The organism is Bacillus cereus group sp. MYBKT111-2, assembly GCF_051915205.1.
Taxonomy (GTDB): domain Bacteria; phylum Bacillota; class Bacilli; order Bacillales; family Bacillaceae_G; genus Bacillus_A; species Bacillus_A paranthracis.
The window spans coordinates 602,094-615,112 of sequence record NZ_JBQAEG010000003.1 but is presented as its reverse complement, the minus strand read 5'-3'; the positions used below and the strand labels follow the sequence as shown (position 1 = coordinate 615,112).

The window sequence follows — 13,019 nt, the reverse complement described above, 5'->3', positions numbered from 1 at the left end:
TAGGGGATGTAAGTGCGAAAAAAAATATTAATAAGTATGTATTCATTAAATATAGGTGGGGTAGAAAGAAGTTTAATAGGATTGTTAGAAACATTTAACTATAAAAAATATGATATTGATTTATTTTTATATAGGCAAGAAGGGGATTTTATTAATTTTATTCCTAAAGAAGTCAATTTATTACCAGTAATAAAACAGTATACAACGTTTGAACGGCCTATAAAAAATATCATTAAAGAAGGTCATATGTATTTAGGAGCTATGAGGATTCTTGCTAAATTAAAGGCGAAAATTAAGAATAAGGGGCAGAATATAGAGCAAGGTACATACAAGCAGATGCAATATACATGGCGCTATTCACTTCCAGTATTGCCTAAATTGAAAAAAAAGTATGACGTAGCGATAAGTTTTTTGGGTCCACATGATTTTATTCTTGAAAAAGTAAATGCAGACATAAAAATAGGCTGGAATCATACAGACTATTTTACAATAGTGAACCCAGATAAGTCATTAGATGAAAAAATGTGGGATAAGCTCAATTACATTATTAATGTGTCTAAGGAGTGTCAAGAATCTTTTTTGAAGGTATTTCCTACTCTTAAGCAAAAAGCAATTGTTATTGAAAATATTTTATCTCCTAACTTTGTAATAAATCAATCAAAAAAAAGTTTTGAGAATGAGATGGATGGTGCTGAAGTTGTAAAGATTTGTTCGGTGGGGCGATTAAGTAATGCGAAAGGTTTTGATCAGGCGGTATTGGCTTGTAAAAAATTGGTTGAATTAGGATATGATGTGAAGTGGTATGTTGTAGGATATGGGGGAGAGGAAACATATATAAAGCAATTAATAAAAGAAAATGAGATGGCTGAAAGGTTTGTATTGCTAGGTAAAAAAATTAATCCATATCCGTATATTTTAAATTGTGATATTTATTGTCAACCATCAAGATATGAAGGGAAAGCAGTGACGGTGAGAGAAGCACAAATTCTAGGGAAAGCAGTAGTAATAACAAATTTTCCTACAGCAAAAGGGCAGCTTAGTCATAGCTTTGATGGATGGATAACTCCAATGGGAGTAGAAGGAATAGTCGAGGGAATAAAAACGTTAATTGAGGATACGGAATTAAAAACGAGGTTAATTAGTAATACAATGCAGGTAGACTATGGAAATAGTAGTGAGATAGAAAAATTATATAAAATTTTTAATCAACAAAATAAATAACTATAAGTGGAATAAAAGAATCTAATTGTTTAGTGCAAATATGTGAGAGGTTAAGTTAATCCAGAAGGGAGAGGAGGATGTGGAAGCGAAGGTAAGTGTCATAGTGCCAGTTTATAATTCTGAAAAATTCATTTCTAAATGTTTAGAGAGTATAATTCGACAAACGTATAAAAATATTGAAATACTAATTATAAATGATGGATCAAGTGATGAAAGCGAAACGATAATTAATGTATATCGAAAAATAGATCATAGGATAACATATTACTATCAAAATAATAGTGGCCCGTCTAAAGCTCGAAATAGAGGGATTTTAAATGCGACAGGAGAGTATGTAATTTTTCTTGATTCGGATGATACTGTACATGAAAATTATGTTATGTATTTATTAAATGAAATGATTAATTCCAATTCTGATTTAGTTTGTTGTGGCTATAAAGATATTTCTAGATATGGTATGTTGAATTGTTCAGATTTTAATTTTGAAAGTAGTATTTCTATAAATTCCTTCATGAAGATGGTTTGTAAGGGAACAGGAGGGGTGTTATGGGGGAAAATATACAAAAGGGAGATAATTACTAAATTTAACTTAAAGATGGATGAACAGATATTTATGTGTGAGGACTTAGTCTTTGTTTTGCAATATGCATCTCAATGTAAAAAGTTCAAGTATGTGGAAGCCTATTTATACAATTACAATAGGTTAAATCAATATAGTATAAGTACAAATATTTCAATACATTATATGCAAAATTATATATTGGTTTGTAAAAGGATTGAGGAGATATTTAAATCAGTGGAGTTAGATGAAAATGAGATACATGGGATAATTACAAGAAGAATCCAAGATAATGTATTGAATTTAATCGAACAACAAAGTATAAATATAAAATCAATAGGTATAAAAGCGTCTGTATTGAATATAAAGAAAATTTTGTCTATGAAATACGTTAGAAAATATATTAATTCATTTTCGTCAGACACTAAGGTTTACCAAGTATATATATATATTATTAGAAGTAGATTTATAATGTTAAGTATTATATACGGGATATATTTAAATGGATTAAGAAAAATTAAAGGGAAATTAAGAGGAGGGGATAAATAGATACATGAAAAAAAATATACTCTTTGTTATTGATTCGCTAACCATCGGTGGAGCAGAAAAAAGTTTGATTTCTTTATTAAATTTAATTGATTCTTCAAAGTATGCAATTGATGTTATGCTTTTTAAAAAAGGCGGAGAGCTTGAAACTTATATACCCAATTATGTGAATGTTTTAGAATCCCCTTCGTATTTTTGTTATATAAATAATGAGAAGTTTCCTAGAAGTAAAAGGTTTATATATCTTTCTTATAGAATAAAGACCTCGCTCAAATTAAGGCTAAATAATTATAGAAAATCTGCTTTACATAGTGAACAAGTAGTCTTTAAAAGCTTAAATAAAATTATTATGCCGATGAAGAAAAATTACGATGTAGCGATTGCTTATAGCCAGGGAATGCCTACATATTTTGTTGCTAATAAAGTGTCGGCATTACAAAAATTAGCATGGATAAATACTGATTATGCAAATACATTATATGATAAAGAGGTTGATTTTAAATCGTATAAGAAGATAGATAAAATAATTGCAGTTTCAGAGAATACTAAAAATTCAGTTTGTACGACTAGAAAAGAATATTATGAAAAGCTTGATATATTATTAGATATTGTGTGTCCTAGTATGATTCAAAAATTAGCTAAGGAATATGAAGTTGAGGAGTTTGATAAAACGATTATTAATATTTTAACTGTTGGAAGATTGGTTACTGCAAAAGCGTATATTAAGGCTATAGAAGTAGCAAAATTATTAAAAGCATCAGGTTATAAATTTAAATGGTTTGCAATTGGAGAAGGGCCAGAAAAAAGCATGCTTCAAGAATTAATAGATAGATATGAATTGAAAGATTGTTTTGTATTACTAGGAAAAAAGTTAAACCCCTACCCATACATGGAAAACTGCGATATATATGTCCAAACATCTTTAAAGGAAGGGTTTGGACTTACAGTAAGTGAAGCGAAAATATTAAAAAAAAATATTGTATGTACTAACTTTGCTACGGCAAAAGAAATTATTCATCATAATACAGATGGTTTAATAGTAGAACATGATATAGAGAGTATATACAAAGGCGTGAGAAGATATATAGATGATAATGATTTTAGAGAAAAAATATCCAAAGAATTAAACTCTATGGAACCTTATAATTCGGTAAATCAATTGGAGAAATTCTATGATTTAATAGAAAATTGATGGGTGTTGATAATAAAATGAAAAAAGTGTTTGTTGACATTTATTTGATGTTTAATTTTGGGGATGATTTGTTTTTAGATATCCTTGTAAAAAAATATCCAGATTGTTATTTTACAGTGAATTATTTAGGTTCAAATTATGATCAATTTATTGCTCAATATAATAATGTTAGCAGAAGAAAATATACTCTGCTGAATAAAATTGGACAACGCCTGAAATTATCAGATAATATAACTAACTATGAAAAAATAGCAGAAGAACATGACGCATTACTATTTATAGGAGGATCTATTTTTAGAGAAGAAGCGTACCATAGCTCTTTATATCGAGATAGAATGAAGATGGTTATGGAATTTAAGAAAAGAAAAAAATCAGTATTTATATTAGGAGCGAATTTTGGTCCTTTTAAAACAGAAGAATTTCTTGATGACTATAGAAAGTTTTTAGCGTTATGTGATGATGTTTGTTTTAGAGATGTATATTCATATCAACTATTTGAAGATCTGCCGCAGGTTAGGTGTGCATCAGATATCGTTTTTCAAATGAATACAGATGAATTTAGATTAGATTTGTCTGAAGAAAGAATTGGATTTTCAATAATAGATGTTAAACATAAACAAGGGTTAGCACATTATTATAATGATTATATACGTAGTACTATAAATGCAATAGAATTATTGGTAAATAAAGGTAATAAATGTTATTTAATGTCGTTTTGTGAACAAGAGGGTGATTTGGACGTGATTCACACAATTCAATCACGTCTTTCCTCTAATATATTAGATAATATAGTAATTTATAAATATAGAGGCAATTTAAAAGAGGCTATCGAAATGATGGCCTCTTTTAAATTATTAATTGCAGCGAGATTTCATGCTAATATATTGGCTTTATTATTAGGTATTGGGATTATTCCTATAATATATAGTCAGAAAACCAGCAACATCCTGAAAGATATCGATTTTAATGGGACTCTAATAGATATGGAAGATTTACAACTACAATATGATGAAAAGGTTATAGATGCATCCGTTAATTATAAGTTTAATTTAGAAACTACAATAAGTAAGGCGAAGAAGCAGTTTGAAAAATTAGATGTTTTTTTAGGTGGTGAGTCAGTGAAATCGGAGGGAATATGAAAAAAAATATTATTTTTATGATCATCAATATGAATGTAGGGGGAACAGAGAAGGCATTACTAAATATGATATCTGAAATTCCAAAAGATAAGTATAGTATAACTATTTTAATGCTAGAGAGATACGGTGGTTTTTTAAATTCTATTCCTAGAGAGGTTCACATTAAATATTTTGAAGAGTATGAGGAGATAAAAGGTATATTAAATGAGCCGCCTCACATAATTTTTTTGAATTTACTAAAAGAAGGAAAAATAATTAGAGGTTCAAGAATAATGCTTTTACATCTTTTAACGAAGTTTATAAAAGATAGAAGCCTTTTTTTTAAATATGTACTTCGAGATTACCCTATAGTGGAGGAGAAATATGATGTTGCAGTAGCTTATGCTGGTCCAATGGATTTCATAAGTTATTTCGTTATTAATAAAATAAAGGCAAAAAAGAAATTTCAATGGATTCATTTTGATGTAACAAAAATCTCATTTAATCAAATATTTTCAAATAAGTTATACAAAAAATTTGATCATATATTCGTTGTATCTAATGAAGCAAAATGTAAGCTACTTAGTATCATTCCTTCTATAAAAAAGAAAACAGGAGTATGTCCTAATATAGTTTCTGCAAAATTAATACAGAATGAAGCAAAAGAAGGGAAGAGATTTAACGATAATTTTTTAGGGGTAAGAGTATTAACAGTGGGGAGATTGACAAATGAAAAAGGGCAAGATTTTGCTATTAAAGTATTGGCAAGATTAATCAATGAGGGGTATAAAGTTAAATGGTATTGTGTGGGGGAAGGTGGTGCTAGAAAGGAATACGAAAAATTAATAGCAAGATATGGTTTAGAAAGAGATTTTATTTTGTTGGGAGAGTTATCAAATCCATATGGCTATATGGAAACTTGTGATATATATGTGCAACCATCCAGATATGAAGGGTTTTGTATAACGCTTGCTGAAGCAAAGTGTTTACACAAAGCGATTGTAACCACAAGTTTTACTGGGGCAAAAGAACAAATTAAGAATATGGAAACAGGAATGATTGTAAATATTAATGAAAATGATATTTATGAAGGCGTAAAAAATTTGATAGATAATCGCAGTCTATGTGAAGTTTTTTCTAGGAATTTGGCAAATGAAAATTTTAATAAAACATTAGAATTGAAAAGAAATTATGAATTTCTTTAAAGGTAATATATTTAACTTTGCAAGGATAGTGATAAAGTGGAAGTTTAATATGAGAGGGAAATTTTCAAATGAAAAGTCAAATTAAAGCAGGAGCAATATTATCATATGTGGCTCTAGTCATAAATAGTTCTATTTCACTTTTATATACCCCTGTTATGTTAAAGTTACTTGGCCAATCGGAGTATGGTTTATACAGTTTAGCTACGTCAGTTGCAGGGTATGTAGGAGTATTAAATTTTGGCTTAGGAAATGCAGTAATTAGATATACGGCGAAGTATAGAGCACTTAAAGATGAAGAGAATTGTTCACGCTTGTATGGAATGTTTAGTATTATGTATGGGGTATTGGGAGGAATAGCATTAATTATAGGTATTATATTAACATTAACTGCAGATAGTATATTTTCAAGTTCATTAGATGTGGATGAAATAAATAAACTCAAAACTTTAATGGTGATAATGGTAATAAATATATCTATAGGAATCGGATTTGGCTTTTTTAGTGTTGTAGTATTAGCCTATGAAAGATTTGTTTTCCAGAAAATTCTGAGTATTATCGGAGCTACAGCGGTGCCTCTTATAATGTTACCGCTTCTCATAATGGGCTACGGATCAGTGTCTATAGCGATAGTAACGACAGCAATAAATTTTATAATAATTGCAATTAATATGTATTACTGTTTTAAAGTGTTAAGGATAAAAGTAGTATTTAAAAAAATAGAAATTGGGTTATTGAAGGAAATCTTGGGGTTTTCATCTTTAATATTTTTAAATTTAATAATAGATAAGATATATTGGTCCACAGATCAAGTTATCTTAGGAATATATAGTGGAGCAGCAGCAATTTCCATATATACCATAGGAGTATCTTTTACAGGTTATTTCTCTGGGCTTGCTACAGCTATATCGAATGTTTTTTTGAGCAGAATTACAGGGATGGTTACAAAAAAGGCATCTGATAAAGAAATATCAGATTTGTTTATTAAAATAAGTAGGATTCAATATATTATTTTATCATTTGTTTTAGGTGGTTTTATTGTTTTTGGTCAAGAATTTATTCATTTATGGGTTGGAAAAGAATATAATGAGGCCTTTATCATAGCTATTATAATCTTAGTTCCGATGATTGTATCTTTAGTACAAAGTATAGGTGGAATTATACTACAGGCAAAAAATATGCAAGGGTTTAAATCTATTATATATGTCGTAACATCTTTTGTTAACGTAGTTATAAGTATAATATTTGTTAAATGGTGGGGGGCAATTGGTAGTGCTTTAGGTACCGCTGTAGCATTTACTATCGGGAATATAATCATTATGAATATTTATTATTGGAAGAAAATTAATATAGATATACCAAGGTTTTGGGCAAATATTACTCGTATGAGCTTTGCTTTTGGGGCAAGCTTAGTGTTTGGAATGACATTAAATAGATGGATACTTGCTTACAAATGGCAGGAATTATTTGTGAAGATTATTTTATTTTCAATCATATATATTTGTTTGATGTGGCTTACGGGAATGAATAAATATGAAAAGGATACGTTTAGGGAGGTTATTCGAAATATAGTATATAGATTTAAAAGAAAGAAAGTCATACAAGATACTTCAAGTAATACGGACTGATAAAAAAATTTAGGTAATCGTGATTATTGGGAAGAAAGTTCAGTTCAGTGTTAATTATACACATGAATCTAGAATGCACACGCTTTATAAATATGAGATGAGAACATTAAAGGTATTTGTAGCAAATTGCAATTAACATGTTGTGAGTAATTAAGGAGAATTTTAACTATAAATTAACTTGGAAAGAATATGATAGATATCTATACCGTTATTAGGTTAAGTGAATATACTTCTATTAAGAATGGAGGTATGTTTTAAATCATGAGAAAAAATCAAGTTATCAGTAAAATACGAAAAGAATTAAATGTATTAAGCCGAAATGAACTTGTTCTTTCAACTGATAATAGTAGATTGTTTGTGCGTATATTTCATGGTTTTACCAAAATTAACATAAATACAAATGCTAATTTTGGTAATCGTTTATATAAGCCAGTGAAGATAGGTGAAATAATTGACTATTTATACTGTTGAACTAGAACGTTGGGGAATAAATAATGATGGTACAGCAGCTGTAAAGACGACACAGGGATTAAATGATGCATTCTTATGGGCGAATAAAGAAGGTTTTCAAATAGTGGTTTTACCAAAAGGGAAATATCTTATAGAGAAAGCTTCTTCTGTGAAATTTTGTAGTAATACAACGTATAGATTGTATGAATGTATATTTGAGAAAGAAGCTAATAATCTTACAAAATATAATATATTGCTATGTGATGGAATAAAAAATGTAGAAATAATAGGTGCAACAGTTAAAGGAGATAGAGAAAATCATGATTATTCAAGTGGGGGTACACATGAGTGGGGGCATGGGATTGAATGTAAAAACTCATGTTATAACATTTCTGTAAAAAATTGCGAAGTTAGTGAGTGTACTGGGGATGGATTGGTAACATCTATGGATTTTTCAGCGATAGGCGGAATGTCACATCCGGATCACTTCGCAAAAGGTGACATTGATAGCAAAGGGAATTTAGACATTACTAAAGTTAATTATACAACAGTAGTTAAATTTTTTGATATTACTGGAGACATAGTGAAATCTGTTGGGTATTTTTACTATTCTGGGGATGGCTATGGTGGGTATGGAAGTGGATGTAATTTAAATAAAGTTGCTATAAAAGTACATTTTTATGCGGGTAATGGTTCATATTTAGGGTATAGAAATACTAGATCTTATGAATTTGTATATTTAGATTCATTACCGATTGGTACTACAAAAGTAAGATTTTCCTTTTTGCAAAATTTCGACTTAATGAATAGTAATTTGCACTATGTAATGTGTGCTAAAATTCCACAATATGTATATTTCTTTGGGTGTAAATCTTATAAAAATAGAAGACTTGGTGCTTCAATAAATGGTGGAAGATTTATAACTTTTGATGGGTGTGAAATTTTCAATAATAGTAATGCAATGAATCGATCAATAGGTTGTAATCCTGGTTATGGGATAGATATTGAAGATGGATATATGAATAATCAAAAAATAACGATTAGAAATTCTGATATATATGACAATAGAGCTGGAGCGTTTGTGTGTATTAGTACTAGAGGTATCAAGTTAGAGAGTAATAAAATGAAAGGAAATGTCTATCTATCTGGTAGCGGAGATGACTATTTTTCCGTAAATAATATGTATTATGGTGCAATTACAGGGAGATCTATAACTAGTGGAATTGAAGCGGATGGAACATTTTGTACATTTAGAAATGATACAATATTCGGTCAGAATTGCGGTATTATTGGAGGGAATACAACTTTAGAAAATTGTGTTTTTTCAAAAAGTACAATTGCTCTAAGCGGTGAGACAGTAAAAATAATCAATTGTAAATTTACTTTTGATGATCCTGATAAGGATGGAATTATTGATTTTAGGAGTAAGTATTTGGAGATACGAAATTCCTTATTTGATATAAGAAGGGCAAAAAGTATAGCGACAACTGGTTATGCTCAAACGGAAACTGCTATATTTTCTTCTGTAAAGTTTTTGACAAATGAATGTAATGGTGGACATTATATAGGAGCAAAAAATTTAATTGTAGAGGATTGCGAGTTTATTCATAGTGGTAGAACTGCAAACTATAGTCGAATGATGGCTGCTGAATCTATGAGAGTTGAGAAAACTATTTTTAAAAATCAATCTTTTAGATTTGATGGTGGTGATATTTATGGTATCGAGAGCTTGGCGAAAGACAAAGGGTATGTTACACATGTTTTTAGTAGAAATCAAATTATTTGGGATGCTCCTTATGGCTTAGCCGTTCATGAAGCTAGGGGAGCCGGAGTAGCATTTATTTATATACCTAGAATAGAGATTACGGATAATAAATTTGAAGTGAATGGGAAGGGTGTTTCTCTCGGTGCATTGCATACTATTAGGGTTTTTGTAGAAAATTATTTGAAGCTCTGCGACAATACGATTATCACAAAAAATGATAGCGGTATAAATACAACAGGTAATATTACAATAGAAGGTGCATATCGAAAGCAAAATTCAACATTTCCTATGCCAAAAACTATTATACTAATACAGGATAATAAGAAAATTAATTCTAATATAACATTTACAAATAATGTGAACAACCAATTAGAAAAGAATATATTAGGTAATCTTCCACAATCTTCTTTAGTATCATCAGAACCTACCTTCGGAACTTATAGCCGTGGTGAATTGTTGTACAATGATACCCCAACAGTAGGTGGATATATTGGTTGGGTCTGTATAACTGCTGGTACAGCAAATGGGGATTTTTGGATAGCTGAAAAAGAATATCAGATAAATAGTTATATAAATGCTAATGGTAATGTTTATAAATCTGTAGTGAGAGGTACTAGTGGTAAAACTGCTCCTTCGCATACAAATGGTACTAGTAAAGATGGAAATATAGTATGGGAATACGTGGATGTCTTAGCTGTGTTTAAATGCTTTGGCTTAATTTCTGACTAGAATAGTTTTTATATTCTAGCTTTTTTATTGGAAAAAAACTAAATTAATTACCAGTAGAAAATAGTTTGTCCAGGTACTTTAAACAAAATGTGAGGAGTATGATTGTGAATGAAGCGACTTTTTGATGTGTGCGTATCCTTATTGTTATTATTATTATTTTCTATTGTTATATGTATAGTAGCTATATTAGTAAGAATAAAATTAGGCTCTCCCATTTTATTTAAACAAGAACGACCGGGAATAAATGGAATTCCTTTTTATTTATATAAGTTTCGCACAATGACTAATGAAATAAATGGAGATGGATATTGGCTTCCAGATGAAGTAAGATTAACTGCTTTTGGGAAAAAGCTTAGGAAATATAGTATAGATGAGTTACCCCAACTTATAAATGTTATAAAAGGTGATTTAAGTTTAGTAGGTCCACGACCATTATTGATGGAATACTTACCCCTATATTCTAGTAAACAGGCTAAAAGGCATAATGTAAAACCGGGAATTACGGGATGGGCACAAATAAATGGTAGGAATTTGATTACCTGGGAAGAAAAATTTGAATTGGATGTATGGTATGTGGAGAATCGCTCTTTTTTATTAGACTTGAAAATAATTGTACTTACAATATTAAAAGTATTTAAAACAGAGGGAATAAACCATGTAGGGCATGTGACAATGGAGCGATTTACTGGAGGGAAAATAGAAATAAAGGGGGAGGGAAAATGAAAATTTTAATAATAGGATGTGGTGGGCATAGCAAGGTTGTGAGGGATATAATTTTATCAAATAAAGGATATGAAATAGTCGGTTATTTAGATGATTTGTATACAGGTATAAATATTGTAGATAATCTTTATTTTGGAGCAATTGCAGATGCAAGGGAAATTATCAATAATTTTAATGATGTAAAGCTCGTTATTGCTATAGGAAATAATAAAATTAGAAGGGAAATTGCAGAAATATTAAATCAACAAAGTAGCATATATGCTACTTTAATTCATAAAACAGCCATTATAAGTTCAAATGCTTATATAGGAAACGGAACGGTAATTATGCCAAATGTGGTTGTTAATGCGGATACTTTCATCGGTAACCATACTATAATAAATACGGGCTCAATAATAGAACATGATAATATAATTGATGATTTTGTTCATATTTCACCACATGCTACGCTTACAGGTTCTGTCACTATAGCAGAGGGGGCACATATAGGAGCATCAGCTACTATAATTCCAGGTGTTCAAATTGGTAAGTGGTCAATTGTTGGAGCTGGTTCTGTTGTCATAAATGATTTTCCATCTAATTGTACTGCTGCTGGTATTCCAGCCAAAGTTATTAATGTAGTAAATTGAGAGGAGATGAAGAATGATGATAAAAAATAAGGAGAAAATCTATCTTTCCTCTCCACACATGAGTGGAAATGAACAAAAATATATTAAAGATGCCTTTGACTCAAATTGGATTGCACCTCTTGGTCCAAATGTAGATGAATTTGAAAGAGAGCTTGCTTCTTTTGTAGGAGTTAAGGGTGGGGCTGCGGTTAGTTCGGGTACGGCTGCCATTCATTTAGCCTTGCGATTATTAGACGTTCAAAAGGGAGATACAGTATTTTGTTCAAGTTTCACTTTTGTAGCGAGTGCGAATCCGATTGTTTATTTGGGAGCTGAACCGGTATTTATTGACTCAGAACCGGAAACATGGAATATGTCACCACAAGCTCTAGCATTTGCGTTGCATGATGCTAATAAAGCAGGGAAATTACCGAAGGCTGTCATTCTTGTTCATTTATATGGTCAGAGTGCTAAGGTAGATGAAATTCTTTCGCTTTGTAATCAATATGATGTTCCTATAATCGAGGATGCAGCAGAATCTTTAGGTTCTACATATAAAGGAAAAGCAAGTGGTACATTCGGGAGGTTTGGGATTTATTCATTTAATGGAAATAAAATTATTACAACTTCAGGCGGCGGAATGCTAGTTTCTGATGATGTGGAAGCGTTAGAAAAGGCGAGATTTTTAGCGACACAAGCAAAGGATCCAGCGCTACATTATGAGCATAGTAAGGTAGGGTATAATTATCGAATGAGTAATATATTGGCTGGTATTGGAAGAGGACAATTAGAAGTGTTAGAAGACAGGGTGAGAGCTAGAAGATCTGTATATAAACGGTATTACAAAGAATTATCTCTCATACCAGGATTTTATTTTATGCCTGAATTAGAAAATACCCGCTCGAATCGTTGGCTTACTACATTGACAATTGATGAAAAGGAATCCGCGATCTCTAGTGGAAAATTATTGAGAACTTTAGCAGAAGAGAATATTGAAGCACGTCCTATGTGGAAGCCACTGCATTTACAGCCACTCTTTAAAGGTAAGAAGTATTATCCGCATAGCAAAAATGAAGATATGTCGCAGTACCTATTTCAAAGCGGAATTTGTTTGCCTTCAGGATCTAATATGTTAGAAGAAGATCAACAAAGGGTAATTCAAGGTATTTTAAAAGCTGTAGAATGGAAGAATTAAAAGAAAAGTGAGTGAAAGTGGAATTAGATGTGTATACGTACCATAAATTGTTCTTTATAATGAATTTTTTTAGGCGATCAGTT

10 protein-coding genes are annotated in these 13,019 nt (G+C 30.5%); all 10 read left to right on the top strand.

Annotated elements, in window-relative coordinates; translation table 11 throughout:
• Positions 1-36 precede the first annotated feature (36 nt).
• The 10 genes from ACTFNE_RS11865 (at position 37) to ACTFNE_RS11820 (ending at position 12,936) form a co-directional block, all read left to right on the top strand.
• Positions 37-1,221 (top strand): glycosyltransferase, encoded by a 1,185-nt coding sequence (locus tag ACTFNE_RS11865; RefSeq protein ID WP_270706002.1) that lies wholly within the window; start codon positions 37-39, stop codon positions 1,219-1,221.
• Positions 1,222-1,300: 79 nt separating this feature from the next.
• On the top strand, positions 1,301-2,329 hold the full coding sequence (locus ACTFNE_RS11860) for a glycosyltransferase family 2 protein (RefSeq protein WP_270705993.1): 1,029 nt from the start codon (positions 1,301-1,303) through the stop codon (positions 2,327-2,329).
• 4 nt (positions 2,330-2,333) lie between these two features.
• A complete protein-coding gene (locus ACTFNE_RS11855; RefSeq protein ID WP_270705994.1) occupies positions 2,334-3,518 on the top strand; it encodes a glycosyltransferase in 1,185 nt (394 codons plus the stop codon).
• The gene (locus ACTFNE_RS11850; protein ID WP_226640274.1) at positions 3,518-4,657 is read left to right on the top strand and encodes a polysaccharide pyruvyl transferase family protein; all 1,140 of its coding nucleotides are present in this window, start codon (positions 3,518-3,520) and stop codon (positions 4,655-4,657) included. Before ACTFNE_RS11855 ends, ACTFNE_RS11850 begins: the two co-directional genes overlap by 1 nt.
• Positions 4,654-5,841 carry a glycosyltransferase gene (locus ACTFNE_RS11845; RefSeq protein WP_226640275.1) on the top strand — a complete coding sequence of 396 codons (1,188 nt, stop codon included), beginning with the start codon at positions 4,654-4,656 and terminating at the stop codon, positions 5,839-5,841. Before ACTFNE_RS11850 ends, ACTFNE_RS11845 begins: the two co-directional genes overlap by 4 nt.
• 68 nt (positions 5,842-5,909) lie before the next feature.
• Complete coding sequence (locus ACTFNE_RS11840; protein WP_270705995.1) at positions 5,910-7,466, top strand: oligosaccharide flippase family protein; 1,557 nt, start codon at positions 5,910-5,912, stop codon at positions 7,464-7,466.
• Positions 7,467-7,917: 451 nt separating this feature from the next.
• Positions 7,918-10,410, top strand: coding sequence for a right-handed parallel beta-helix repeat-containing protein (locus ACTFNE_RS11835; RefSeq protein WP_270705996.1), 2,493 nt, complete (start codon positions 7,918-7,920; stop codon positions 10,408-10,410).
• Positions 10,411-10,518: 108 nt separating this feature from the next.
• Entirely contained in the window at positions 10,519-11,133 is a 615-nt protein-coding gene (locus tag ACTFNE_RS11830) for a sugar transferase (protein ID WP_270705997.1), read from the top strand.
• A complete protein-coding gene (locus ACTFNE_RS11825; protein ID WP_000697621.1) occupies positions 11,130-11,762 on the top strand; it encodes an acetyltransferase in 633 nt (210 codons plus the stop codon). The genes ACTFNE_RS11830 and ACTFNE_RS11825 overlap by 4 nt, the downstream gene beginning before the upstream one ends.
• Before the next feature lie 16 nt (positions 11,763-11,778).
• A complete protein-coding gene (locus ACTFNE_RS11820) occupies positions 11,779-12,936 on the top strand; it encodes an aminotransferase class I/II-fold pyridoxal phosphate-dependent enzyme (RefSeq protein WP_270706003.1) in 1,158 nt (385 codons plus the stop codon).
• The last annotated feature ends 83 nt before the right edge of the window (positions 12,937-13,019 follow it).

Coding starts and splice junctions, on each gene's coding strand:
- ACTFNE_RS11865 (WP_270706002.1), top strand. CDS start 37: ATGTATTCATTAAATATAGGTGGGGTAGAAAGAAGTTTAATAGGATTG.
- ACTFNE_RS11855 (WP_270705994.1), top strand. CDS start 2,334: ATGAAAAAAAATATACTCTTTGTTATTGATTCGCTAACCATCGGTGGA.
- ACTFNE_RS11850 (WP_226640274.1), top strand. CDS start 3,518: ATGGGTGTTGATAATAAAATGAAAAAAGTGTTTGTTGACATTTATTTG.
- ACTFNE_RS11845 (WP_226640275.1), top strand. CDS start 4,654: ATGAAAAAAAATATTATTTTTATGATCATCAATATGAATGTAGGGGGA.
- ACTFNE_RS11840 (WP_270705995.1), top strand. CDS start 5,910: ATGAAAAGTCAAATTAAAGCAGGAGCAATATTATCATATGTGGCTCTA.
- ACTFNE_RS11830 (WP_270705997.1), top strand. CDS start 10,519: ATGAAGCGACTTTTTGATGTGTGCGTATCCTTATTGTTATTATTATTA.
- ACTFNE_RS11825 (WP_000697621.1), top strand. CDS start 11,130: ATGAAAATTTTAATAATAGGATGTGGTGGGCATAGCAAGGTTGTGAGG.
- ACTFNE_RS11820 (WP_270706003.1), top strand. CDS start 11,779: ATGATAAAAAATAAGGAGAAAATCTATCTTTCCTCTCCACACATGAGT.